Annotated in this window: 22 protein-coding genes, 1 tRNA gene and 1 pseudogene; 11 read left to right on the forward strand and 13 right to left on the reverse strand. The window is 46.1% G+C overall.

Annotation, left to right across the window (positions count from 1 at the left end):
• Positions 1–51: 51 nt before the first annotated feature.
• Positions 52–1,716, reverse strand: a complete 1,665-nt coding sequence (asnB, locus tag ORJ00_RS15685) for an asparagine synthase B (RefSeq protein WP_027671317.1) — start codon at positions 1,714–1,716, stop codon at positions 52–54.
• Between the two features lie 201 nt (positions 1,717–1,917).
• Here asnB and ORJ00_RS15690 point away from each other — a divergent pair, with 201 nt between their 5' ends.
• Complete coding sequence (locus ORJ00_RS15690; RefSeq protein ID WP_306140306.1) at positions 1,918–2,739, forward strand: DUF3025 domain-containing protein; 822 nt, start codon at positions 1,918–1,920, stop codon at positions 2,737–2,739.
• Here the strand turns inward: ORJ00_RS15690 and ORJ00_RS15695 are convergent.
• Positions 2,736–4,235: an OmpA family protein gene (locus tag ORJ00_RS15695; protein WP_027671319.1), complete on the reverse strand. Its 1,500-nt coding sequence runs from the start codon at positions 4,233–4,235 to the stop codon at positions 2,736–2,738. The genes ORJ00_RS15690 and ORJ00_RS15695 overlap by 4 nt on opposite strands.
• 420 nt (positions 4,236–4,655) lie before the next feature.
• Between ORJ00_RS15695 and ORJ00_RS15700 the strand changes: the two are divergent.
• The 4 genes and pseudogenes from ORJ00_RS15700 to ORJ00_RS15715 form a co-directional block, all read left to right on the forward strand.
• A pseudogene (locus ORJ00_RS15700) lies at positions 4,656–5,342 on the forward strand (ABC transporter ATP-binding protein); the annotation flags it as partial.
• Positions 5,342–6,544 (forward strand): ABC transporter permease, encoded by a 1,203-nt coding sequence (locus ORJ00_RS15705; RefSeq protein WP_305975706.1) that lies wholly within the window; start codon positions 5,342–5,344, stop codon positions 6,542–6,544. The pseudogene ORJ00_RS15700 and the gene ORJ00_RS15705, both read left to right, overlap by 1 nt.
• Positions 6,545–6,683: 139 nt before the next feature.
• Positions 6,684–6,890 (forward strand): bacterioferritin-associated ferredoxin, encoded by a 207-nt coding sequence (locus ORJ00_RS15710; protein WP_084153583.1) that lies wholly within the window; start codon positions 6,684–6,686, stop codon positions 6,888–6,890.
• A 132-nt stretch (positions 6,891–7,022) separates the two neighbouring features.
• Entirely contained in the window at positions 7,023–7,922 is a 900-nt protein-coding gene (locus tag ORJ00_RS15715) for an aspartoacylase (protein WP_306140308.1), read from the forward strand.
• A gap of 50 nt (positions 7,923–7,972) precedes the next feature.
• On the opposite strand, the gene gloA is transcribed toward ORJ00_RS15715, so the two are convergent.
• Complete coding sequence (gloA, locus tag ORJ00_RS15720) at positions 7,973–8,374, reverse strand: lactoylglutathione lyase (RefSeq protein WP_305975710.1); 402 nt, start codon at positions 8,372–8,374, stop codon at positions 7,973–7,975.
• A 333-nt stretch (positions 8,375–8,707) separates the two neighbouring features.
• On the opposite strand from gloA, the gene ORJ00_RS15725 reads away from it, so the two are divergent.
• The 5 genes from ORJ00_RS15725 to ORJ00_RS15745 all read left to right on the forward strand — a co-directional run bounded on the left by ORJ00_RS15725 (position 8,708) and on the right by ORJ00_RS15745 (position 16,789).
• A complete protein-coding gene (locus tag ORJ00_RS15725) occupies positions 8,708–11,398 on the forward strand; it encodes a TonB-dependent receptor (protein WP_306140309.1) in 2,691 nt (896 codons plus the stop codon).
• A 77-nt stretch (positions 11,399–11,475) separates the two neighbouring features.
• Positions 11,476–12,201: a family 16 glycosylhydrolase gene (locus ORJ00_RS15730; RefSeq protein WP_306140310.1), complete on the forward strand. Its 726-nt coding sequence runs from the start codon at positions 11,476–11,478 to the stop codon at positions 12,199–12,201.
• 117 nt (positions 12,202–12,318) lie between these two features.
• Positions 12,319–14,874, forward strand: coding sequence for a glycoside hydrolase family 3 protein (locus ORJ00_RS15735; RefSeq protein ID WP_306140311.1), 2,556 nt, complete (start codon positions 12,319–12,321; stop codon positions 14,872–14,874).
• 62 nt (positions 14,875–14,936) lie between these two features.
• A complete protein-coding gene (locus tag ORJ00_RS15740) occupies positions 14,937–15,995 on the forward strand; it encodes a sensor histidine kinase (RefSeq protein WP_306140312.1) in 1,059 nt (352 codons plus the stop codon).
• The gene (locus tag ORJ00_RS15745) at positions 15,995–16,789 is read left to right on the forward strand and encodes a LytR/AlgR family response regulator transcription factor (RefSeq protein WP_306140313.1); all 795 of its coding nucleotides are present in this window, start codon (positions 15,995–15,997) and stop codon (positions 16,787–16,789) included. The genes ORJ00_RS15740 and ORJ00_RS15745 overlap by 1 nt, the downstream gene beginning before the upstream one ends.
• A gap of 30 nt (positions 16,790–16,819) precedes the next feature.
• Here the strand turns inward: ORJ00_RS15745 and ORJ00_RS15750 are convergent, their stop codons facing one another.
• Complete coding sequence (locus ORJ00_RS15750) at positions 16,820–16,954, reverse strand: iron-sulfur binding domain-containing protein (RefSeq protein ID WP_306140314.1); 135 nt, start codon at positions 16,952–16,954, stop codon at positions 16,820–16,822.
• Between the two features lie 60 nt (positions 16,955–17,014).
• On the opposite strand from ORJ00_RS15750, the gene ORJ00_RS15755 reads away from it, so the two are divergent.
• Positions 17,015–17,932, forward strand: coding sequence for a DUF808 domain-containing protein (locus ORJ00_RS15755; protein ID WP_306140315.1), 918 nt, complete (start codon positions 17,015–17,017; stop codon positions 17,930–17,932).
• A gap of 72 nt (positions 17,933–18,004) precedes the next feature.
• On the opposite strand, the gene nth is transcribed toward ORJ00_RS15755, so the two are convergent.
• The 9 genes from nth to ORJ00_RS15800 all read right to left on the reverse strand — a co-directional run bounded on the left by nth (position 18,005) and on the right by ORJ00_RS15800 (position 26,698).
• A complete protein-coding gene (nth, locus tag ORJ00_RS15760; RefSeq protein WP_306140316.1) occupies positions 18,005–18,637 on the reverse strand; it encodes an endonuclease III in 633 nt (210 codons plus the stop codon).
• Positions 18,638–18,649: 12 nt separating this feature from the next.
• Complete coding sequence (locus ORJ00_RS15765) at positions 18,650–19,345, reverse strand: electron transport complex subunit E (RefSeq protein ID WP_027671331.1); 696 nt, start codon at positions 19,343–19,345, stop codon at positions 18,650–18,652.
• 13 nt (positions 19,346–19,358) lie between these two features.
• A complete protein-coding gene (gene rsxG / locus ORJ00_RS15770) occupies positions 19,359–19,988 on the reverse strand; it encodes an electron transport complex subunit RsxG (protein WP_306140317.1) in 630 nt (209 codons plus the stop codon).
• Positions 19,985–21,052: an electron transport complex subunit RsxD gene (gene rsxD, locus ORJ00_RS15775; protein WP_027671333.1), complete on the reverse strand. Its 1,068-nt coding sequence runs from the start codon at positions 21,050–21,052 to the stop codon at positions 19,985–19,987. Before rsxD ends, rsxG begins: the two co-directional genes overlap by 4 nt.
• The gene (gene rsxC, locus ORJ00_RS15780; protein WP_306140318.1) at positions 21,049–23,298 is read right to left on the reverse strand and encodes an electron transport complex subunit RsxC; all 2,250 of its coding nucleotides are present in this window, start codon (positions 23,296–23,298) and stop codon (positions 21,049–21,051) included. Before rsxC ends, rsxD begins: the two co-directional genes overlap by 4 nt.
• 4 nt (positions 23,299–23,302) lie before the next feature.
• On the reverse strand, positions 23,303–23,854 hold the full coding sequence (gene rsxB, locus ORJ00_RS15785) for an electron transport complex subunit RsxB (RefSeq protein ID WP_306125494.1): 552 nt from the start codon (positions 23,852–23,854) through the stop codon (positions 23,303–23,305).
• Entirely contained in the window at positions 23,854–24,435 is a 582-nt protein-coding gene (gene rsxA, locus ORJ00_RS15790; RefSeq protein ID WP_027671336.1) for an electron transport complex subunit RsxA, read from the reverse strand. The genes rsxB and rsxA overlap by 1 nt, the downstream gene beginning before the upstream one ends.
• 114 nt (positions 24,436–24,549) lie before the next feature.
• A complete protein-coding gene (locus ORJ00_RS15795) occupies positions 24,550–26,475 on the reverse strand; it encodes an EAL domain-containing protein (RefSeq protein WP_306140319.1) in 1,926 nt (641 codons plus the stop codon).
• 146 nt (positions 26,476–26,621) lie between these two features.
• A tRNA-Asn gene (locus ORJ00_RS15800) sits at positions 26,622–26,698 on the reverse strand.

Below are 26,698 nucleotides of genomic sequence, written 5' to 3' on the forward strand. Positions count from 1 at the left end.
GCAAAAAGGCCACGCAATAGCGTGGCCTTTGATTTTGTATAAGGTTAAGCTTTAGTAAGCTTGAGTGTGAACGTCCCGCACTGCACGACCTGATGGATCGGTCATTTGTGCCATTTTTTCATCCCACGCTAAGGCTTCTGGCGTAGAGCAGGCTACTGACTTACCGCCAGGTACACAGGCAATAGCGCCCGCATGTGGGAAGTGCTCTTCAAAAATGACCCGATAGTAATAAGCTTCTTTGCTATCTGGGGTATTGATGGGGAAACGGAAGCTGGCAGTAGCCATTTGCTGATCCGACACTTCTTTTTCAGCATGGGCTTTTAAGCTATCAATCCAGCTGTAACCTACACCGTCTGAAAACTGCTCTTTTTGCCGCCACAGTATTTCGTCAGGCAACACACCATCAAACGCCTGGCGTAAAAAGTGTTTCTCCATTTTGCCGCCACCACACATTTTGGCTTGTGGGTTTAAGCGCATGGCCACGTCCATAAATTCTTTGTCTAAAAATGGTACCCGGGCTTCAATACCCCAAGCCGACATCGCTTTGTTAGCACGGTTGCAGTCGAACATATGTAGCCGGTCAAGTTTGCGCAGCGTTTCTTCATGAAACTCTTTCGCATTCGGCGCCTTATGGAAGTACAAATAACCACCAAATAGTTCGTCTGAGCCTTCACCCGACAATACCATTTTAATGCCCATGGCTTTAATTTTACGCGCCATTAAGTACATAGGGGTAGAGGCGCGAATGGTGGTTACATCGTAAGTTTCCAGGAAGTAAATCACATCGCGTAATGAATCTAAGCCTTCTTGCACAGTAAAATGCACCGTATGGTGCACTGTGCCAATGGCATCAGCGACTTTTTGCGCGGCAATTAAATCCGGTGATCCGGCAAGGCCAACAGCAAACGAGTGTAACCGTGGCCACCAGGCTTCGCTTTGGTCGTCATCTTCTACCCGGCGTTTGGCGTATTGCTGGGCAATAACTGACGTTAACGACGAGTCTAAGCCCCCCGACAGTAATACCCCGTAAGGTACGTCTGACATCAAATGCGTTTTTACGCTATTCTCCAACGCCGCTTTAAGCTCTTCCAGGCTGGCAGGGTTGTCTTTTACTGCATCAAAGCTTTGCCAGTCACGTTGATAATACTTGCGTAGCTCACCAACTTTACTATCAAAGTAGTGGCCTGGCGGGAATTCTTTAATTTGTTTACAAACCGGTACTAATGCTTTTAGCTCCGAGGCGACAAACAATTGACCATGTTCATCATAGCCATAATACAGTGGAATTATACCAATATGGTCGCGTGCTATCAGGTATCGGTTTTGCTCTGCGTCATACAGAATAAATGCAAACATCCCTTGTAGCATGTCAATAAACTCGACGCCATGCTCCAAATACAGTGGTAATATCACTTCACAATCTGACTTTGTTTTGAATGGATAAGGCTCGCCAAGTTGTTTTTCCAGCGCCTTATGATTGTAGATTTCACCATTCACTGCCAGAATGTGATTTCGATTATCATTGATAAGGGGTTGGGCTCCATTTTCAGTATCTACAATTGCCAGGCGCTCGTGCACTAAAATGGCATTGTCGTTATTCCACACGCCAGACCAATCTGGCCCGCGGTGACGTAATAACTTGGATAACTGTAGCGCTTGTTGGCGCAAGGCTTTAACATCAGTTTTGATGTCAAGCACCCCGAATATCGAACACATGATAACCTCTATTAATTAATTTAGTGTAAACACATTTTGTACCCTATAGATTTCAACCTACGCGGGTAATTTGGCAGTATGTACGTCTAAACGCACCCCTTGAATGTGCCATGCCATGGTAAAATTGCAAGCGCTTTTTCGCGCTTTTTGTAAGTAATTCATGCTGAGAACTTTCAGCCACAGCAACAGAAAATACTGCTTATGCAAAAAACTGATGTAAAAAACCGTTTTATGCCACCACTGCACTGGGATGCCACTGTGTTAAATAGCAACAGCATCTTTAACGACCTGTGTCAGTGTTTTAATGTTTGCCAGCTCAAGCACTGGCCAGATCTAAACTGGTTGAACCAATGCGCGCAACATACCGCTGTTACCTTTGTTGATAACGATGAGCTCAGTGCAGATGGTCGCTATTATGAAGAATATATTTATGCAACTAAGCGGGTGCCAACCCGGCGGCAAAATTGGCATGACTTTTTTGGTGCTTTAATCTGGAGTTTGTTTCCAAAGACCAAAAGTTTACTCAATAAGCTGCATATCAACGAAATAACTGAACACGGATTAAAGCAACGTAGCAAGTTACGTAATAAGCTCACGTTGTTTGATGAATGCGGCTTAGTCATTTGTTTGCAACCCAGTACTTATGAACATGCTAATCTGCTTCGAGAACATCAATGGCAGCACAGTTTTATTAATAAACGTCACGACTGGTGGCAAGGCATACGGCCAATGATTTTTGGCCATGCACTATATGAAATGGCGACAGCCCCTTTTATTGGCTTAACGGCAAAAGCATTGTTTGTTGAAGTACCAAGCGGTTTTTGCCAATGGCCATTACCCCAGGCTTATGCGTATGTGGATGAGCAGTTAGTAAGACAAATAACCCAAGATGATTTGTTAAATACATCACAGTTAACACCTTTGCCGTTGTTAGGTGTGCCGCTATGGTATGCGGCCAACCAGCAGCCGCAATTTTATAGTAATCAGGATTACTTTCGCCCCAAGCGGCACAGTACCGTTTAACGTAAAACCAGCTCTACCCGGCGGTTAGCTGCTTTACCCTCGGTATTGGCATTGTGCTGCTGTGGTGACATGGCGCCAACACCTTCTGCTAATAAACGCTCGGTACTAATGCCTTGTTTAATTAGAGCCTGCAACACGCTGTTAGCGCGTGCTTTAGACAGTTGTATATTGTGGCTATGGCTACCGCTGTTATCAGTATGGCCCACCACATAAAACTGCTGCGATGGATGGGTTTTCAGGTAGTCGGTAATAACTGCTAAAGCAGTATCCGATTCTGCCAACAAGCTGGCGCTGTCGGTGGCAAAATGTAAGCCATGCAATACCACTTTACCGCTGCGGCTTAGCTCGTTTTGCAGGTAGGCGGTGTCAATACTGACGCGGTTAGTTTGCATGCTGCTTAGCTCAACAATATCGTGTGCGATATTCACATTGGTTGAGCCACTCGCTTTTAGTACATATATCGACAGGTAGATGTCTTGTTTGTTTACTGTTTTATGGGCTGTTAGCATGCGGTAGTCATCATCTTTATCGTTACTATTACTTAAATAACTTTTAAAACGATTCCAATCGGGGCTGCCTTGCCACAATAATTTACGTTGTTCATCGCCACAGCTTTGGTGCTCACAGCTAAATAAAATGTTAAAGCCAGCATCCTTAAGCGCCTGTTGGTAATTACGAAACACCTGCAAGGTAGACTGATCTTTACTGGCTTCGTAGTGCAACAGGGTAGACTTACCTGCCAGCGTTAAATGTGGAACCTGCTTGTTATTATTGGCAATACCGGTTGGTAGCCGCACTTCGGTATATTCGGTGTCAGTACGGTGGGTAAGCTTAGCGCCGGCATAACGTGAAATAAGCGGGTGGTCACCACCTTTAGCGCTATCTGGCCCTAAACTGGTTGCAGCTGGGCTGCTACCTGGCGAATTGCTTAATGCTTCAGGCGAAATAGTTACCAGCCCCAGTTGTAATTGCTGAGGCTCGCTAATTATTTGGCCAATTTCAACTCTGTCGCCATAAGGTTGTCTAATGAACCATTGTATGTAAGTAGGATGTGTATCAGGCCCTAGCTGCGCCAGAATATAATAATGCTCGTTACTGCCTTGCGAAAAGGTAGCCATGCTAAGAAAAACGTTACGTGTCCAATGTCGGCTTTTTAATAATTCATCAGAAAAATTTCTTCCGCAGTCAGAACGACAAACCAAAATCAGCTTTCCTCCCAAGCGTTTTACAACATCGAGATAATTTTCAGCTATTTGCAGTGGCGAATGTTCGCCTTCAATAAAGTAAATATGGCCGGTGTGCTTACCCAGAATTGACTTGCTACTAAATTCGGCGTTGTCGGTGATTTTATTAAGTGGCAGCACTATTTCAGCATAATTTGTCACGGCGTAGCTTTTAATCGAAGTTCCGGGATAAGCCCCTACCAGCGGGTGATCCACTTCGGCCAGAAGCACAGTGCTGGTTAAAAATAGTAAAATGAGTAACAAAAAACGCATAACAGTCCTTATATTTATTAAAAGACGTTGTAAAAGTAGAAACCGAGTAACAAATAGCTATTGGGTTACGCATGGCTCTACAACGGGTGTAATGATAGCAGTACGTGTGCTAATAGTAAGTTAACACTATTGATGGAACTTATTAAAGTACAATGAGCCCCGTTATCATAGTGAGTATGGAACTTGGCTAATTACAAACAACTGCTTACAGTTTATTTGCCTTAAATTTCATCAACTAATTGCTTCTGATCTGAGTCTTCTTGATAATTAAATGTAGAATTATAACGACAGGATGGTTACATGATAGAAATTCAGGAGCTAGCCAAGGCTTTTGCGCTTGGTAAAAGCAGCAAATTATCTGACACCGAAAAACAAGATGTACGTTATAGCAAAGACGCGTTTCATTCAGTGCGTAATGTTAGCTTTAGCTTTGGGCCGGGTGAGGTGTTGGGTTTGCTCGGGCCAAATGGTGCCGGTAAAACCACTACGCTGCGTATGCTATCAACAGCACTAAAGCCAGATGCTGGCTCAGTGTTATTAAATGGTGTCGATGTGTTAAAGCAGCCAGTTAAAGCCAGGCAACAAATTGGCTTTTTATCTGCCGACACCGGCTTATATGGCAAGCTGACTGCCTTTGAAAATATTGCTTATTTTGGCCGTTTACATGGCATGAAAGAAGAGGCCCTAAAGCAACGTATTGATGAGCTATTTACCTTGTTAAACATGCATGACTTTGCCAATCGCCGCGCGGACAATATGTCTACGGGTATGAAGCAAAAGACCGCTATTGCGCGTGCCGTTGTGCACGGGCCTAAAGTCGTTATTCTGGACGAGCCTACAACAGGGCTGGATATTATGACCGTGCAAACGGTATTGGATTTTATCAAAGGCTTAAAAGCTGCTGGTACACCCGTTATTTTCTCTACTCATCATTTAGACGAAGTTGCGTCCTTGTGTGACCGGGTGGTGGTAATTGATAAAGGCGTAAGTGCGTTTAGTGGCGACATTGGCCAGTTTAGAGCGTTGTCTGACAATGGCGATTTGCGTGATGCGTTTTTATCCGTGTTACAAGGCAGTGTTATAACCCAACAGCAAGGAGCAGCATAATGTGGCAGGTTTATTTTAAAGAGCTAACCGAGCTAATGCGGGATAAAAAGACGCTGATTTTTGTAATATTGCTGCCCATTTTTATCTTCCCGGTTATCTTTGGTGTTATGGGATTAGTGTTGTCTAGCACGACCAGTAAAGCCATGCAGGAAGAGCACCGCTATGTCATTCTAAATGCCGATCAAGCGCCTGATTTTGCTGAAAAGGTGTTTTATCATAAAAATTTTAAACAAGTTAACTCAGATAAAACGTCTGAAGCTGATTTAATAGAAGCCATACGCAATGATGAATTTGATGTTGCTGTGGTGATTCCTGCTGATTTTGCGACTAAGCGCCAACAAGTCGAGCAGTCTAAATGGCAAATTATTTATAACCAGTCATCACAATTCGATTTTATGTATCGTTACTTCAACGAAATGATGTCTGATTATAATGAAACCTTACAGCGTGCTGCGTTAACCCAGCTCAATGTAGATCAAACCAAATTAAGTGCGATTATCAAACCTGTCGATGTACAGAAGGTAGATACCGCTGCTAAACGCGAAAATATCGGTGAAAAGTTCGGTGCGCTAATTGCGTATATTTTAATTCCGTTGTGTTTGTTAGGAGCATCGTACCCGGCTATTGATATGGGGGCCGGCGAGAAAGAGCGTGGTACGTTGGAAACCTTACTAATTTGTCCAATTAGCCGGGTCAGTATTGTTTTAGGTAAGTTTTTAACCGTGCTGACAACGGGCTTAGTGGGGGCGCTTATTACCGTTGCCAGCTTTGGTATTTGGGGCGCAGTTATTGGCTCCTTAGGCGGTATGGCGGTGGTGCAAGAGGCTATGTCCGCAATCGCAATTACTGAGCTTATTTTAATATTTTCGTTGTTGCTACCCATTTCTGCAGTGTTTGCGGCACTGTTATTGGCTATTTCTATTTATGCCAGAACCTTTAAAGAAGCGCAAAATTACATTAGCCCATTATCAATTTTCATATTTTTGCCGTTAGTTGCGGCAATGATGCCCGGTGTTGAATTAACGGCCATAACCGCATTAGTGCCTATTATGAATGTGGCATTGGCCATTAAAGAGTTAATAAAAGGCACCGCTGATTATGGTTTGTTAGCGTTAATTTTTGCTTCAACCATTGCGTTAGCCACTGCGGCAATTGCATTTTGCGTGCATTGGTTTCAACAAGAAAAAGTGTTATTTCGTTAAAACAAACCAAATTAACTGCAATTACAGAACGCCAGCATTCGCTGGCGTTTTTATTACGAATAGCTCCAGTTTATAAATACTATTGATAATAGTTCTTAATAGTATTAAAATAATTTTGTCTAACTGATGAGGCACTATTATGTACGTTTGTCTTTGTAAAGCGGTGACTGATAAAACCATAAAGCAAAAAGTAGCTGATGGTATAACCACTATGCGCGAGTTAAGAATGTGCACGGGGGCAGGGAGTCAATGCGGTAAATGTACATGCCAGGCAACGCAAATTATTCACAACGAGTTAGTGCGTTTGTCTGACAGTGATCTCAAATTAGCCCAACCTGCAGCATAATTGAATTTATATTCTTTTAATTCGGATTTAAATTCAACTTCTATTCTCTTTCTGCTTAAAGCTGTTCATAATCGTTTCAATACTTTAGGCTAAGCTTAATGCTTAGCTCAACACGAATGAATGGTAATTACGATGACAGACAAAATTAATCAGGTCGCTATTGTTGGCGGGGTGCATGGCAATGAATTTTCGGGTATTTATTTAATTAAAAAGTACCAGGCTTTTCCTCGATTCGCCACACGGAACAGCTTTAATACCGAGCTTGTTTGGGCTAACCCTGAAGCGCATTACGCCAATAAACGTTATTTGCACGCAGATTTAAATCGGCAGTTCAAAAATGCTGATTTAAGTAATCCGGCGCTCGCCAACTATGAACAAAGCCGCGCTAAAGTATTAAATGCGCAGTTGGGGCCTAAGGGCAACGCCAAAACTGATCTGTTGATCGATTTACATAACACCACCAGCAATATGGGCGCTTGCTTAATTTTAACGCAAGCCGGGCCGTTTTATAATCGGCTTGCGTCCTATGTCAAAATGGTGATGCCGGAAGCCATTATCTCAAGGGATGAAGATCATTTTTCTGCAGAAGACCATGCGTTAATGTGTACAGTAGGCCGCTATGGGGTTTTGGTTGAAGTAGGGCCGCAATCTCAATCCGTTTTGCGTCAGGATATTCTCGAATTGATGCACACGATGACACAACATATCCTTGATTTTGTTGAGCTATACAATAGTAATAGTTTGCCTGAACTACCCAAGCACACTGAAGCGTTTCGTTATTTACATAGCATCAAATTACCGATGAATGAAAAAGGCGAACGTATTGGTATGGTACATAAAAATGTGCAAGACAATGACTACCAACCGATAAACCCGGGTGATCCAATATTTACTTTGTTTGACGGCTCTGAAATTTGTTACGACGGCGATGTTACGGTGTACCCTACCTTTATTAACGAAGCGGCGTATTACGACAATAATCTGGCGATGTCGCTAAATGAAAAAGTACTGATTACCCTGGAAGATGCGTAAAAACTTATGATAAGGCCACAGATCATAGAATCTCTGGCCTGTGGCGGATATTATAGCGTTTCATAACGTTCTTTCTTTTGGATCAATTCAATAGCGTAGTTGTCGGGGTCACGTACAAAAGCAATTTCTGTGCTGCCGCCTTTTACCGGACCGGGCTCACGGCTTATTACGCCGCCTTTGGCACGAATTTTATCGCAAGCTTCATACACATTTTCAACTTCCAGCGCGATATGGCCATAAGCATTGCCCAAATCGTAGCTACTGGTGTCCCAGTTGTAGGTTAATTCAAGCACGGTATGTTCACTTTCATCGCCGTAACCAACAAAGGCCAGCGTGTATTTGTATTCGGTATTTTCCGACTGCCGTAATAGTTTCATGCCCAATACTTCAGTGTAAAAGGCGATAGATTTTTCCAGGTTTCCCACGCGTAGCATGGTATGTAACATTCTCATAAAAACTCCTGCTTAATTTTTGTATCACAGGTATCTGAATATATTCTCGGCCCTAACAATCCAGATACCTGCAGCACTGTAGTTTACGCTTGATTGTACCATACCACAGTGCCGAGCAGCACTGATGGGTAATTGCATGTACAACGGCAACAGGCTTTGGCAGTACATTTTGTCGACAAAAAACAAAACGATTCGGGTTGTAGTATCAGTTATTCGCTTTACCGAAATGATATGGCCTTGGCGCTAATGCCCCGACTAAAGTGCTTAAAAAGAATAACAACAGCAGAGTAGTTATACCTGCAAAAAATAAGTACATCCCGGGGAGGATAAGACATGTTAAAGCTCAATACTATTACCATGGCCATTGTAATGGCTTTTTCATTACCACTTGGCGCGCAGGACAATGAGCGGGAGTCGGATGATGCAACGAAACAGGCTTCAGCAAAAAATGATACTGCAATTGAGGTAATTTCAGTTACCGCCACTAAACGCAAAACCAAATTAATGGAAACACCCGTAGCAATCTCAGCGCTAAGTGAAGCGCAGCTACGGCAAAACGGCGTCAACAACGTCAAAGACATTGCTGACTTAGTGCCGGGGCTTGATATCTCCACTGCCACTGATCAGGCCGCGCCGGTGATTTCAATGCGTGGTGTACGGTCTACCAACATCACCGAGCTTGGCGACCCGGCTGTAGGCGTGCATTTAGACGGTATTTATTCGCCGCGTATGCAGGGCGCACTGGCGCTGATGTATGACGTTGAGCGGGTTGAGGCACTGCGCGGGCCGCAGGGCACCTTATTTGGCCGTAACTCTACCGTGGGCAGTATCAACGTCATATCAGCCAAGCCTGATTTCAGTGGTTTTGCCGGTAATATTAATGCTGAAGCGGGCAGGTTCAACAGTAAAAACCTCGGTGGTTTTGTTAACATTCCGCTGAATGGCGAATTTGCTGTGCGCATCGCTGCCAAAGGCTTAAAGCGGGATTCTTACCTGGAAGGCTACTGGGACCCTAACCAGTATGACACCCGGCATCTGAGCGACGAGGTACTAAACGCAGCGGTCATTTCAGAAGACTCCTATCAGGGTATAGGTTCAACGGTAACACAGCGGGAAAACTGGTGGATAGATGGTGCCGGTACTAACCCTGAAGCGCAGCGCGTGCGGGCGCTGACAGCGGCTGATAAAAGCGACTTTTACAATAATGCCAACGAACATTCTATTCGTATCAGTACCTTATGGCAACCGGCGCACGGCCAGTTCAGCAACCACACGGTGTTTCAGCAATACGTCAACGACAGTGCCGGTACGCTGGATTTAGTTAATTGTGATCAGCTGCGTGGCCGCCCGGCGGAATTTGGCGGCGATTGCTCATCGTTTTTACCCAGCGATAATACCTATCAGGCGGTAGTTAACGTACCGGGTAAACTGAACCTGGACATTACCTACCTGCGTAACACCCTGAACTATAATCTGAGCGATGAAATGAGCCTGGTATGGCTGCTTGGCTATGAGAAAATGGACAGATCGTCAGCTCAGGACAGCGAAACCGGCTTAGACCCGTGGGACGGCGCCATCTATTTCCTCAAGGGTACCGGCGCGAAATCTTATTCGACAGAGTTGCAGTTACAGTCGGATGAGTTTGGCGATCTGGTATGGATTGCCGGTGTTAATTATTTCCACGAAAAAACCACCACACTGGGCTATTACGACAACCCGATGGATGACAAAGCGTTCTGGGATCAACCGGATCGCTCAACCGAAGCCTACGCGTTTTTTGGCCAGGCTACCTACAACATCAGCGATGATTTGCACGCCACCTTTGGCTACCGGTTCAGCCACGAAACCAAACAGGATAAAGGCGGCCGTACTTATCGCTGCTCGAATGCTGATGGCTGCGCGCCGGGCTGGTTGAACCGCAGTGTACTCAATACATTACCGGTGGACTATTTTAATGATCCATCGATTTATGCCTCTTACTTTGAAAACGATAATAAAGGCCAGTGGCGTAACCACGATTTCAGAATTGGCCTGGATTACAACCTGAGTGCAGATACCATGCTGTACAGTTATCTGGCATCGGGCTTTAAAGCCGGCGGTATCGGCGATGTATTTGAAGTCGTCAACGACAGAACCGGCGAAGTCAGCCGCTTTGAAACCCAGTTTGACCCGGAAAAAGTGCTGACGTTAGAGCTTGGCGCCAAATCCAGCTTTTTTAATAACTCATTGAACCTGCAGGCCGCGTTTTTCTACACCGACTACACCGATATGCAGTACGCTTCGGTGGGCTCTATCGGCAATGTTGAGCGTTTATCGCCGGTTGAAGATGAAAACGGCGCACCGATCCTGGATGACAATGGCATGCCAATCCTCGATTATCAAAACCAGCCGGTGATTGCCTACTATACGCAAAACGTGCCGGGCGCCACCATTAAGGGCCTTGAGTTCGAGTTTGACTGGAAACCCTATCAAAATGGCCGGATCAGCGGTTATGCTACCTGGACCCATGCCCGTGTTACCGACGATTGGATCACCAAGTGGGATTACGATCCGGAATATTTGTTCGGTTTGTCGTATGAAGACTCGATAGACCCACAAAATACGCTGCTGAGCACTAACCTCAAAGGCAACGATCTGGCAATGACGCCGCGCTTTACGGCCAATGTCAGCTATACCCACAGTTTCGATTTAGGCCGCTTTGGCTTTGTACACGGCTGGTTTAACCTGAGCTGGAAAGATAAGTCTTACACCACCATCTGGAATCTGGATAAGCATCTGGACGATATGGACTTTACCGTCAGCGATGAAGCCGCACAGTATATAACCGATAAACGTGATGCCTACACTATGGTTAATGCGTCATTAAAATACGAACCGCAAAGCCAGGCCTGGTACGCCGAAGTGTTTATCAATAATGCTACCGATGAGCTGGTGCAGTACTGGAATAATACCGGCAAGGGTATTAACAAAGGCAGCTTTGGTATGCCACGTTACTACGGTATCAGAGCCGGCTTTAATTTCTAACTTCGGCTCTTTTATTACCAAGCCCGGGGCAGTTCGTTTGTGCTCCGGGCGCTTTATCCCGCAACAGACAGGACATCATGATGAAAAATACTACCAAGCTCATCTGTGCTGCTTTTTGTTTTGTTAGCACAACGCCAGCCCACGCTGACTACTTTAAAGATGACTTTAGTTGGGGCGTTAACAGTGGGATCTGGTCTGCCAGAACGGGTACGAATGGTGCGCCTTTTGGCTGCAGCTTTACGCCCGGCATGGTATCGCCAAGCTCAGATGGTATTACACTGGCGCTAAGCCAGGGCCGTTGTGCTGAGCTGCAAACCCTTGCCAGTTACAGCTATGGTAAAGTGCAGGGCGCACTGAAGACCGGCAATACATCTGGCACTGTGGCATCAATTTTCACTTATACTTCCTGGTGGGATGCGCCCGGCAGAGCCTGGCAGGAGATTGATATCGAATTTTTACCGTCGCTGGGTAATGTGGTGCATACCAATGTAATTTATCAGCCACAAGGCGGTACTTATCAAAGCTGGGAGCAGGACATCGACCTTGCACAATATGGCCTTAACATTCAGCAAAATCTGCTGACTATAGGTTTTGACTGGAGCCCAAGCCAAATCCGCTGGTATGTGTATGACGCCTCAGGCAATGAGCAAACCTTGCGAACGGTTTACAAGGATAATGGCGATGGGTATCTGGCAAGTGACGAAATACCCGCTTATGCCTGGCCAGTCGACAATACCAGAATCATGATTAACCACTGGCACGGCGACAATTCGCAAAGCGGTTTTTACTTTCCTGGCCAGTAGTTTGGTAACACAGCCTGGGCTTATTACGATTTTATTGAATACATTCCACATTAAGAACAAGTGTCTGCAGTAATGCCATTGCGGCATAGCTTTACTGCAGACCAATAGGATTTCACTATGTCTTTTGTTTCATATTCTGCTCTTACGAAAACCCTGTGTGTATGCTCGGCGCTGCTGGTTTGCCCTATTAACGCTAACGCGCAGAACGTTAGCTGGCCTAAGGTGAACAACGCGCTTAAGCCTGATTCAGCAATAGAACAACAGCTGGATGCATTACTCGCCAGTATGACGATTGAACAAAAAGTGGCGCAGCTCATCCAGCCTGAGATTGGTTACCTGAGCGTGGCACAAATGCGAAAATACGGTTTTGGTTCATATCTGAATGGCGGCAACACAGCCCCTTATGGCCAAAAGCAGGCCGATCCCCAAACCTGGCTTAAGTATGCAGATGACATGTATGCGGCTTCCATCAATAGCAGCGAAGATGGCAGTAGTATTCCTACCATCTGGGGTACTGATGCGATGCATGGTCATAGCAATGTTTATGGTGCGACCTTGTTTCCGCATAATATCGGCCTTGGCGCTGCGCGCGATGCCGGTTTAATCCTCCGAATTGGCCAGGCGACGGCGAAAGAAGTCGCGGCAACTGGTATCGAGTGGATGTTTGCGCCAACTGTGGCTGTGGTCAGAGACGATCGTTGGGGCCGCACTTATGAAAGCTTTTCTGAACACCCTGACATTGTTGCCGCTTATGCCGGCTCTATGGTAACCGGTGTTCAGGGTGAGATTGGTGAGACATTTTTAACTGATTATCGTCGTATTGCCACGGCTAAACACTTTGTTGGTGACGGTGGTACACAAAACGGCGTCGACCGAGGTGATACTGTTACCACAGAGCAGGAGCTGCGCGATATTCATGCGGCGGGTTATTACACTGCTATTGCTGCCGGCGTGCAGTCTGTGATGGCGTCCTTTAACAGCTGGAATGGCAAAAGGGTGCATGGCGATCGCTATCTGTTAACCGAGGTGCTTAAAGAACAAATGGGCTTTGACGGCTTTGTTATCAGTGACTGGAATGCACATAAGTTTGTTGATGGCTGCGATTTAGAGCAATGCGCAGCCGCCTTTAACGCCGGTGTAGATGTGATGATGGTGCCGGAACACTTTGAAGCCTTTTACAACAATACCCTGCAGCAGGTAAAAGACGGCGTTATTTCTGCTTCCCGGCTTGATGATGCGGTAAGGCGGTTTTTACGCGCCAAAATACGCTGGGGTGTGTTTAGCCGGGGTAAACCGTCCAGCCGGCCGGAATCGGCACAGCCGCAATGGTTTAATGCCAAAGAACATCGTGAATTGGCGCGGGAAGCGGTGCGAAAATCGCTGGTATTGCTAAAAAACAACGATAATCTGCTGCCGCTGTCGCCAAAAAGCACAGTGCTTATTGCCGGTGATGGCGCAGATAATATTGCCAAACAAGCCGGTGGCTGGAGTGTATCCTGGCAGGGTACCGATAACACCAATGCCGATTTCCCTAATGCCACCTCTATCTATGCCGGATTACGTCAGCAAATTGCAGCAGCAGGCGGTACGGTAGAACTGAGTGTCGATGGCCGATACCGCAGCAAGCCGGATGTTGCCATAGTGGTGATTGGCGAAGAGCCTTATGCCGAATGGTTGGGCGATATTCAGCATCTGGAATACCAGCATGGCAATAAACGCGATTTAGCGCTGCTGAAACGCTTAAAACAGCAGAATATTCCTGTCGTCACGGTGTTTTTATCCGGCCGGCCGCTTTGGGTCAATAAAGAGCTGAATGCGTCTGACGCCTTTGTCGCGGCCTGGCTACCCGGCTCTGAAGGGCAGGGCGTTGCCGATGTCTTGCTGACAGATATAGACGGTGCCATACAGCATGATTTCAGCGGCAAACTAAGTTTTTCCTGGCCCAAATACGATGATCAGTACCGGCTGAATGTCGGCCAGGCGCAGTATGACCCGCTTTTTGCTTATGGCTATGGTTTAACTTATGCAGACCGGACTGAACTTGCACCTTTATCTGAAGCAACACGGGCACAGCCAGTGCAAAATGCCGCAGAGCAAACACCACTATTTGTCAGAAATTTAGCCGCCGGCATGCTGTGGGCATTGTCGGATAACAGCGCCTCGTTAAAACGGTTTAATTCGCCCTCGGCGGTTAGTGCGGATGGTAAAAGTATCACTATGCAGTCTGTCAATTTAGCCTATCAGGAAGATGGCCGAAAATTTGTCTGGCAAGGCGCTGACAGCAAAGCATCGGCCAGTTTGATCTACGCCGACGCGCAGGTAATAACCGAAGATATCCGCAGAAAATCTTTACAGCTGAGTATCCGGCTTGACAGCATTGGCACCAGCAATAGGATAAACGCTGGGGGGAATGAGATTAAAATTGCTGCGATGTGCCAGCAACAAAACTGTTTGCGCACGGTATCGCTTAAACCGGTGCTGCAAAACATAACAGCAGGCAAGTGGTATACTCTAGCGTTACCACTGCATTGCGAAGGCGCAGCAGGCCCCGTACATTCAGCGGAAGAAGCGGTAAGGTTTACTGCAGCACAGCCCGTTAGCCTGGCCGTAGCCGATATCGCCTTGGTTAACACCGTAGCGTCATCCACTATACTGCTGGATTGCGCGCAGTAGAAGTAATGGGCTGGCCTGGCAATCAAACCTGCCGGGCCGACATTTAAGGTAAAGGTTAGCCGTTGATAAAGATCGACTCCAAAAGGCAGTTGTTTTGGCTGTGCCAGTATTGTGGTTGGCTGGCGTATGCTTTACTCACCGAATTGATGATTAAAATACCGGGGCAGGAGCCTTGGCTTATTCATCTGCCACATCTGTTGCTTGATACTTGTTTTGGCTTTTTTATCACCTTGTGTCTCCGAAAGCTATATACACATTTCAGGCTTCAAGCTGCCGGAGTCAGTATCAGCTTGCATATCGTCAGTTTACTGGCTGCCGCACTGTTATGGACTCAGTTCAAATGGCACAGCTTACAATGGTTTTATGGCACCTTGTGGCAGCCAATGACCTGGTTTGATTTTGGTACCTGGACATCTGCCTCTATGACGATGCTGGCTACCTGGACCGCCGGTTATTACGGCATAAAAATCTATCTTGATAACGCAGAGCAGCGCCATCAGGCGGCAGAGGCGATGCACCTGGCAAAAGAATCGCAGCTTAAAATGCTGCGATATCAGTTAAACCCGCATTTTATGTTTAACAGTATCAATGCTATTTGTACGCTTATTCTGAAACAGCACAACGCTAATGCGGTGGCGATGCTGGAGAAACTGTGTGATTTCCTGCGCTACAGTTTGTATACCGATCCATTAGCGAAAATAACGGTGCAGGATGAAATTGCCATACTGCAAACTTATGTCGATATAGAACAGTGCCGGTTTCAAAGCGAGCTTAAGGTACTCATAACGGCTGATCCATCCTGCTACGCGGCGCTGATGCCATCGCTGTTATTACAACCCCTGGTCGAGAACGCGTTAAAACATGGCATGGGCCAGAAAAACAGTATCATTGTTGCAATAACCTTTAGGCAGGTTGCTGACAAGCTGCATATCAGTGTTAGCGATACCGGCGCCGGCTTTGAGCCGTCCGCACCAACATCCTTGGGTATTGGCATCAAGAACTGCCATGATAGGCTACAGCTGATTTATCCTGCGGCCAGCCAGTTAACCCTTGAAAATAGTGAGAATGGTGGTGCCAGAGTGAGTATATCTATCCCGCTGGAACTGGCTGAGAACAGGTAATGAAAAAGTTAAAAACGCTACTGGTAGATGATGAATACAGCGCTATCGAAGGGCTGGCCATCAGGCTTGAAGCTTTTTCGCAGATTGAGGTAGTAGGTTATGCCCGTAATGTTGCAGATGCATTGGCGCTTATCAGTAAAACTGAGCCGGATTTAATTTTCCTTGATATTGAAATGCCGGGCCAGTCTGGCTTTGAGCTAATAAAGCAGCTGCAACCGGAAACCTGCCCGGCCATTATTTTTGTCACTGCATTTCATCAATATGCAGTGCAGGCATTTGAGGTACGGGCACTGGACTATTTACTTAAACCGGTGAAAAGGGAACGTTTGGCTGAAGCCATTGCCAGGGTCGCGGTTAACATTTACACAGGCTCAAGCAAGCAACATATGCTGGAGGTTGCCGATATCTTGCAAACAGGTGACGCAGCAGGGCTTGCTGATACTGCAGCAGTGTATCGGATTGAACAGGAAAAGCTGGTGATACAGGACGGGCATCACCCCGCGCAATTGATCCCTTATCGGGAAATATTATGGATAGATGCTGCTGGTGATTATATGTGCGTTCACACCAGCACAGAGACCTTTGTGATGCGGGCCAGGATGAAAAGCCTGATTAACGATGTATTACCGGATGGATTTTTACGAGTTCACAAATCGACCATCGTTAACTTACAGCATGTAGCCAGACTAGAGCCGCTAATTAACTCCGAATTCAAACTTATTTTAGTCAATGATAAGTCACTGAAAGTGAGTAGAACCTATAGTAAGCAACTTAAAGAAAGTTTGTCGGGTTAGGAGTTCGGTCGCTACGGCAGCAAGGCACTATTAACAATAAACTTTCTGTTTAAACTCGCACAGATCTTCGATGATACAGCTGGCGCAATGCGGTTTGCGTGCGACACAGGTGAAAACGGCCACGCACAGTGATGTGCCACGTCGCCAATAGCTGCAACATAACATGTACAAATCCGGCTAACCTCATTATGCTGAAATATTTATTGATAATAAAAGGATTTATTTGTGGCTGCAGCTAATCTTCTCGCCCTCATTGATGACATTGCTACTTTGCTTGACGACGTCGCCGTGCTGTCAAAAGTGGCAGTTAAGAAAACCGCAGGTGTGCTGGGCGACGATCTGGCGTTAAACGCAAATCAGGTGACTGGTGTTAAACCTGAGCGGGAAATCCCCGTGGTGTGGGCGGTAGCAAAAGGTTCTTTTCTCAACAAACTTATTTTAGTTCCAGCAGCATTGCTGATAAGTGCCTTTTTACCGGTACTCATCACCGTGTTGCTTATTCTGGGCGGTTTATATCTATGTTATGAGGGCGCAGAAAAAGTTATACACCGGTTTTTCCTGCATCAATCACCGGTGGAGCGTGAAACCCGACTTAAGGCGTTAGCAGATGACAATATCGACATTGTTGCGCTGGAAAAAGAAAAAATAAAAGGCGCAATTCGTACTGACTTTATTCTGTCTGCCGAGATTGTGGTCATTGCACTTGGCAGCGTAAAACAAGCCGATTTTATGACTCAGGTAGGCGTTCTAACAGCTGTTTGTATTGCTATCACAATAGGCGTTTACGGTCTGGTGGCAGCAATAGTGAAAATGGATGACGCTGGCTTATACATGCTTAGAAAAGCAGTAACTGGTAATTGGAATAACCTGCAGCGGATGCTGGGGCGCGGATTGCTTATAGCGGCGCCATTACTGATGAAGGCGTTGGGTATTATAGGTACTCTGGCGATGTTTCTGGTCGGTGGCGGTATCCTTAGCCATAACATTACCGTGCTTCACCATCTGTCATTAGCTGTGCTGCAAGCCGCCCCGGCACTCAGCTGGTTTATATCGTTGTTATTTGACGGTTTAACAGGATTTGTCGCCGGTGTTATTGTCCTGGGCAGTTGGAGCCTGATTGCCCGCTGGCGAAAAAATGAGTAACTATACCGGTTAGTCGGGATACTCTGTTTGGCTGTGCCAAAGATGTGAGGCGAGTTCACAATACTCAGTCGATTATTCGATTTTGTCTTTAAACTCGCACAAGTCTTCTATGAGACAAGAGCCACATTTAGGTTTACGTGCCACGCAGGTGTAGCGGCCGTGCAGGATTAACCAGTGGTGCACGTCGAGTTTAAACTCGGCGGGCACCACTTTAAGCAATTTGTGTTCGACTTCGTCGACATTTTTACCCGGTGCCAGTTTGGTGCGGTTGGATACGCGGAAAATATGGGTATCAACGGCGATAGTTGGCCATTTAAAGGCAGTATTAAGCACCACATTTGCGGTTTTACGGCCAACGCCGGGCAGGGCTTCTAAGGCCTCCCTGTTTTCGGGTACTTCACCACCATGCAGTTCTACTAACATACGGCAGGTTTTAATGGCGTTTTCAGCTTTGGTATTAAATAAACCGATGGTTTTAATGTAGTGCTTTAGACCATCAACGCCAAGGTCCAGCATGGCTTGTGGCGTGCGAGCGACAGGGAACAGATGTTTGGTCGCTTTATTTACCCCAACATCTGTCGCTTGTGCGGATAACAGCACGGCTATCAACAATTCAAACGGCGAGCTGTATTCAAGCTCGGTGGTTGGATGTGGATTTTGTGCTCTAAGCCGGCTTAATATTTCAATACGTTTTTGTTTATTCATAAGGTCGTTGCGTTATTGCGCCGCGCCGGTAACCCGGGCGCGGGCGATACTGCCTTTTTCAATAGCGTTTTGTTGTTTGATCCGGTTATCGATGACATTTTTCAACGCGATAAGTAGCCCCATGCCGATAAACGCGCCAGGCGGTAACATGGCCAACAGAAAATGGCTGTCGACAGTAAATAGCTCTATGCGCAGCCCCTTCGCCCAGCTGCCGAACAATAAATCAGCGCCATCAAATAAGGTTCCCTGACCAAGTATTTCACGCATACCACCGAGGATAAGCAATACCAGCAAAAAACCTAATCCCATCATAATGGCATCCAATGCTGAGGGCAGTACGGCATTTTTTGAGGCAAACGCTTCTGCCCGGCCAATAATGGCGCAGTTGGTAACAATAAGCGGAATAAAAATCCCCAACGATTCATATAAGCCAAAGGTATAGGCATTCATCATTAGCTGAACAACAGTGACTAAGCTGGCAATGATCAAAACAAACACCGGGATCCGTATTTCATTGGCAATATGATTGCGTACCAGTGATACGGCAACGTTAGATCCAAGTAATACCAGTAAGGTTGCTAAACCTAGCCCTAACGCGTTTGTTATTGTTGAGGTGACAGCCAATAGCGGACACAGGCCAAGCAATTGCACCAGGCCAGGGTTATTTTTCCACAAACCCTGTAGGGTTAATTCTTTCAATTGGCTCATACGCTTTGGCACCTTATTCCGTGGGGCAGTTGGCAGTCAATGTGGCCAGTTCAGGATGTTGTTGTACAAATAACACGGCATTTCTAACTGCATTGACTACAGCACGCGGCGTTATCGTTGCGCCTGTAAACTGGTCAAAATTGCCACCGTCTTTGCGCACAGCCCATTGCTGTGCATTGTCTTCAGTCACACTTTTACCGCTAAAACTAAGTATCCATGGCGAACGGCGGCTTTCTATTTTGTCTCCAAGGCCAGGCGTTTCCTGATGGCTTAAAACTCTGGTGCCCAGCACGGTGCCGTTAGGGTCTATCGCAACAATTAAATCAATATTACCGCTGTAGCCAGCTGGTGCGGTTGCTGCAATAACGTAGGCTGCCAGCGCGTTGTCTTTGCGCCAGCGATACATTGTTTGAGCTTCTGATCGGCCGAGAAGTTCTTCATCGGTCACCATCACACAGTCGTGCAGCAGAGCCTGGTTAATTTCAACACCCGGTAACACTTCTGCCAATATGGCCATTTTGTTGGCTAGTTTTTGCTCGCTAATACGTGGCGCGGTTAGCTGATTAACCACACTGAGAATAGCAACACAAAATATGGCTACTGCGCCAAGTGCCAGAGCATTTTTACTGACTACTCTGATCATTTTAGTTCGCTCCGGGTACGATGGCCGTATGTGCGTGGCCGGGTGTAGTAGTCAATCAGTGGCACGGCCATATTGGCTAACAAAACAGCAAACGCATAAGCATCTGGATAGCCGCCGAAATTACGTATTAAAAATACGATTACACCAATGGCTGCACCAAAGATCAGTCGGCCACGGTTTGTTGTCGATGCAGATACGGGGTCTGTGGCAATAAAAAAAGCCGCCAGCATAGTGCCGCCGCTAAACAAATGAAATAATGGGCCGGCAACAGTGTCAGGAGATGCCAAACTTGCAATACCAGACAACAAAAACAGTGCTGCTAAAATAGATACCGGAATGCGCCAGCTGATGATTTTCTGCTGGATCAATAATATGCCACCAGCAAGATAAGCTAAATTGACCCACAACCAACCAGTACCGGCAAAGCTAAAAAACACCGGTCGTTGCATGGACTCACTCAATGTTAAGCCGCGGCTGAGATCGGTGCGTAAGGTATCTAACGGCGTTGCCATTGTTATGCCGTCTACGCTAGTTTGCAGTTGCGTTAAACTAAAACCACTACAGCTAAACTGGGTGAAAATACTGCATACGGCATCTAGTGGTGTTAAATCAACACTTTGGAGTGACATTGGCGGTAACCACTGCGTCATTTGCAACGGAAATGACACCAACAGTAAAACATAAGCTGCCATAGCGGGGTTAAACAGGTTATGCCCAAGGCCGCCATATAGCTGCTTAACCATAATGATGGCGAAGGCGGTACCAATAACGATTATCCACCATGGGGCGTAGGGCGGTATGGCAACGGCAAGTAATACTGCGGTTAGCAAAGCGCTGTTGTCCTTAAGGCGTGGCATTATTGCTTTTTTGCGCAGGACTAGGATCAATGCTTCGCTAAGCCAAGCTGTAATGATGGCTAATAAAAGCTGAATTAATACACCATAGCCAAATAAAACGGCTTGTACTGCAATACCAGGCAAACACGCAAGCACCACTAACCGCATAATTTGAGCTGTACTGCGTTGGTTATGCTGATGCGGTGAACTGGCTATTTTAAAACTCATGAGTTCTCACTATCTGCTTGTTTACGAGCCTTAGCTCGCGCTATCGCCGCTGCTATAGCGGCTTTACGCGGGTCTTCTGCTACAACCGTTTCTGGCACAACTGTTTCTGGCACAACCGGGTCAGTTGTGCTGGCTTCGGTTTGTTCTGTCGGTTCGGCATTGGCTTGTTTTTTAGCTTTAGCACGAGCCAGAGCTGCGGCGACGGCAGCCTTGCGTGGATCTTCTATTGCTGAAGCTGCGTTAGACTCTACGGCTGATTTATTTACTGCATCTGCTGCAATTAGTGGCGCACTGGATTCAGTTTCAGTTTCAGTTTCAGTTTCAGTTTCAGTTTTAGTTTCACTTTCAGTTTCAGTTTCAGTTTGCGCTTGTTGTTTAGCTTTAGCCCGTGCAATAGCTGCAGCAATTGCTGCTTTGCGTGGATCAGCCTCAGCTGCTCGCACTGGTTTGTTCATTTCGTCAACGCTTTGAGCCGGCTTTATTAGTTGTTCAGGTTTTTGCGCTGCTTTTTTAGCCTGAGCGCGGGCAATTGCAGCGGCTACAGCAGCGGCTTTGCTGTCAGTGCTATTGCTTGTAGCAGGCGTTTGGCTGTGTTGTTCAGCGTGCTCTTCAACGGCTTGCTGTTGCGCTTTTTGCTGCTGATATTCGCGAGCCTGCTGTTTTTTCAATTCACGCTCGGCCAGTATTTGTGCTTTATTTTGCTCATCCTGTGGTGCAGCTTGAGCTTGCTTGGCTTTAATACGCGCCAGAGCGTCAGCGACGGCATTGCCAGCACCGGATGTTTGTTGCTGTTGTCGTGCAGCAGCTAACTGTTGATTTCGCTCGAGTCGCTCCTGCTTTTCACGTTCTAATCGTTCATTGCGTGCTTCAAATCGTGCTTTGGCCTGCTCGGCTTTCAACGCTTCACGTTGTTGCTCGCGTATATCTGCTTTGGCAACACGATAATATTGCACCAACGGAATCTCACTGGGGCAAACATATGCACAGGCACCACATTCAATACAGTCGGCAAGGTTATATTCTGCTAGTTTTTCATTGTCTCGTGCTTTGCTGTACCAAAGCAGTTGCTGTGGTAATAAAGACGCTGGGCATGCATCTGCACAAGCGCTGCAGCGAATGCAGTCCATTTCCTCTGTTGCAGCCGGGAGTTCTGCCACGGTAGGAGCTAAAATGCAGTTGGTGGTTTTTACCACGGGCACACTTAAATCGGGCAGGGTAAAGCCCATCATAGGGCCGCCCATAATAATGCGCTGTTTATGTTCAGGTTGAAAACCACAGGCATCTAACAAGTCTGAAACGGGCGTGCCTAGCAAAGCTAATACATTTTGTTGTTGGGACAGCGTATCGCCCGCTACTGTAACAATACGGGATATTAGCGGGTGGTCGTCTAAAACAGCCTGAGCAACAGCAAACGCGGTGCCGACATTTTGCATAACGATACCAATGTCTATAGGGCGCCGTCCATTGGGAACTTCTTTATTGGTAAGTAGCTGGATCAGTTGTTTTTCACCACCTGACGGGTACTTCGTTGGTACCGTGCGAACATAATAATGCTCGCGCTGGCTGCAAGCCGCTTTCATGGCTGCGGTTGCAATCGGTTTATCATCTTCTATGCCGATTAACACTGCTTTGGGGCTTAACAGCCGGCAAAGAATGTCTATACCTTTAACGATAGTGGTGGCGGCTTCCTGCATCAGTAAATCATCAGCACTTATGTAAGGTTCGCATTCTACTGCATTTATGATTAAATAATCGACCGGCTGCGCCACGCCACTTTTTAAATGTGTTGGGAAGCCTGCGCCGCCCATGCCAGCAATACCGCTGTCTTGGATACGGTTGAGTAACTGAACTTTGTCACAGTGACTAATATTTAATGGTTCACGTACTCGCCACTCATCCAAACCATCTGGAGCAAGGACTAACGTGAGCTCAGGCAGTGCTGACGGGTGAGGGCTGGTATGCGGGGCAATACTTAGCACCACGCCAGACGTAGGGGCATGAACAGGCACTGCCATTGAATTATCTGCGCTGGTAAGCGCTTGGCCTTTTAATACTCGTTGGCCAATCTGCACCAATAATTGCCCGGGTACACCAATATGCTGTCGCAGAGGGATATACAAACGATCTGGCATCGGCAGAGTGGCAATAGGTTTTTGGTTGGTTTGTGTTTTGCGTGCAGGTGGATGTATACCGCCATGAAAATCCCATACGGTACCGGCCTGAATTTGCTTAAATAAACTTGGCACGGCTTTACTCCACCACTTTTACAGGAATTGCTGTAAGGTCCCACTTCCAGCGATCTGTTGTCGCCGGTAGCGGTATCATATCAATACAATCTACCGGGCAAGGCTCAACACACAGATCACAACCGGTGCATTCGTCAACCAAAACGGTATGCATTAGTTTTGAGGCGCCAACAATGGCATCAACCGGACAAGCTTGAATGCATTTGGTACAACCAATACATTCATCTTCCCGAATGTATGCCACGCGTTTTACATTTTCTGTTTGAGCTTCATTTAATGGTTTTACGTCAACGCCCATTAAATCGGCCAATTTACGAATGGTTGCCTCGCCGCCTGGAGGACATTTATTAATATCATCACCATCGGCAATGGCTTGGGCATAAGGTTTGCAGCCTGGATAACCACATTGACCACACTGTGTTTGTGGCAGTAGGTCGTCAATCTGCTCAACTAATGGGTCAGTTTCTACTTTAAATCGAATAGCGGCGTAACCCAGTACCGCGCCGAATACCAGCGCCAGTAATCCAATGGCAATAAGTGCAGATAGTATTATCATCAGACTTTCACCAAACCGGTAAAGCCCATAAATGCCAGTGACATTAAACCCGCCGTGATCATGGCAATGGCTGCGCCTTTAAACGGCACTGGCACATCGGCAGCAACAAGGCGTTCGCGCATGGCAGCAAATAAAATTAATACTAGAGAAAAGCCCACTGCAGCTCCAAACCCATACACCACCGAATTAATGAAGTTGTGCCTTTCGTTAACATTTAATAAGGCCACCCCAAGTACGGCACAGTTAGTGGTGATTAAGGGTAAAAAAATACCGAGCAAACGGTACAAGGTTGGGCTGGTTTTATGCACGACCATCTCAGTAAACTGTACCACTACAGCGATAACCAGAATAAATGCAAGGGTGCGTAAATAGAGTAAATCTAACGGTGCCAGCAAATAATGGTCGACTAAATAGCTACATAAAGAGGCCAGGGTTAGAACAAAGGTCGTGGCAAGCGACATACCTATAGCGGTTTCTAGTTTACCGGACACGCCCATAAACGGACATAGGCCGAGAAATTTCACCAGCACAAAATTGTTCACCAGTACGGTACTGATTAACAACAGCAGAAATTCAGTCATCGTATCGCTCAGGGGAAAATAAGGGCTATATTATGCTATTAAGCGGCACCAGACACAACCAGACAAAGCGTGAGGGTATTGCGGCCAAGTGTAAATCTCAGCCGCTGTAGTGAATTAAAGTGCGGCGGGTTTACCGACGTAATAACCTTGATTACCGTCAATAAACAACGATTCAAGCATATGTTTCTCTTCTTGTGTTTCAACACTTTCAGCGAATACGCCAACCCCTATACGGTGTGCAAGGTCAATCATTAAACGCATAAAATACTGGTTGTTTTTGTCTTCGTTAATATGTCGGGTGTAACTGCCATCCATCTTGACGTAGTCAGGTTTTAAATCACGGAAAAATTTAAACGACGTAATGCCAACACCGAATTTTTCTACTGTGACACGTGCGCCTGCCCTGTGTGCCATATCAATAAAGCGTTTTGATGTTTTTAGATTTTGTTGTAAACCAAATTCAGTAACCTCAAATACCAACTTGGCTGCAATGTGTGCGTCTTTTAATAAACGTCGTTCCAGCCAGATAATGAATTGATCATCATGTATGCAACGAGCCGATAAATTTAAGCCAAAGTATTGGTCTTGAAGGTTTTTATTCTTAATCGTTGTTAACGCTGTTTCAATAATAAGTCTGTCTACAGCGACAATTCGGTCTAATTTTTCGGCCATAGCCAAAAAGGATGCGGTAGGTAATATCTGACCTTCTTGGGTTTTAAAACGAACCAAAATTTCAGAATAAGCTTTGGCGGAGCGGTTTGACGGTTGAATGAGCTGCGCCAGTAATGAAATACGATGATTAGTTAACACGTCATCGATGACATTACGCCAGTTTTGGTTACCATACCCACTGCTAGACATCTCTAATCCAGCAGATTCTTTCTGTAAATGCCAGGCGTTTGGCTGCTTGGTTTGTGCCAAACTAATCGACGTATCCGCTATCGCGAGTAGTTCTCCAAGTGCTTTGCCAGATTCGTAGCTTACCAAACCGGTATACGCCACAGAGTCCAGTTCTGCAGTTTTTTGATACTCGTTAAAACGGCTTTGTAGCTGCAGCGCAAAATTTTCAGCTTCTTTGGGGGTAACCCGCGGTAACAAAATACCAAAGTCAGAGCTATTAAGGCGGTAAACTTTATGTCCGGTATAAGTACCACACAGCTTTTTCACCAGGTCTGCGACTTCTTTTACGTAGTTATCGCCTTCTTGAAAGCCACGTGTTTGGTTAAGTGTTTGTAGTTCAGTGCAGCGCGTGATGGCAAAAATGCCAAAATCATTGGTTTCGCTTTGTCGGATAGTTTCTTCGTAGAATTGTACAAAGCGATTACGGTTGGGTAGCTCTGTTACCGGGTCTTTATAGGCTTCTTCAGCTATCTGATGGGCGTTTGATGCCATCTCACTGTATTGCGACCGGGTATAATTGGCTAGTTTTTGCAAGGCAGTGTTAATTTCGGTAAATTCTGCAGGGATTTTATCCCAATCTGGTTCCGCTTTTTGTGGGTCTTGAATAAAGCGGTCTATCAGATCGTTGACTGCCGTTGTGGTGCGGCGATAGCTGCGGGTAATGCTACTTTTGCTAAGTAAAACAGGGAACCAACCAAGTAAAAACGGCATTATCATTAGGATAAACAACATTAACTGAAACTGTCCCAGTCGTTGACCGAAATCAAGCTGATAACTGACTTGAATGTTATTTTCCTGGTTACGCAGCGTTTGTTGTTTAAATTCTGAACCAAACATCTTCAACAGCCAAAACGCAAAAGGAGCCTTGTTGTCAGACACATTTTGTTCATGTAGCACAGTGCCATCCGTTTGGCTTATGCGCAGATTTTTTAGCGTAAAACTACGATCGAGTTGTCTACTTAACACTTTTGCATCGCCAGTAATGTGATGCGCTAAAATTTGACTGATTGTCGTCCGGCTATTTTCTTCTGTTGTTGAAAGCTCTTGTTGAGTGTAAGACACCAAAACAGCCATAGCTGCAACTGCCAGCACAGTGGCCGACAAAAGCTGACTAATAAATAAAGTACGCAATATTCTCATAAGCAATGACCACCAGATATAACCAGTTTCCTTGTCCTAACGCTTAATATAGTTTTAGGCACGCGCAATAGAAAGCTAATTAAATCAAAAAAATAGTGATAAATATACAAAATAAGACAGAAAGGAGGAAAAACGTTAAGTAAAGGTGGCTCCCCAGACTGGACTCGAACCAGTGACCTACGGATTAACAGTCCGCCGCTCTAACCAACTGAGCTACTAGGGA

The sequence above is a fragment of the Rheinheimera baltica genome, assembly GCF_030731985.1.
In the GTDB taxonomy this organism is placed as follows: Bacteria; Pseudomonadota; Gammaproteobacteria; order Enterobacterales; family Alteromonadaceae; genus Alishewanella; species Alishewanella baltica.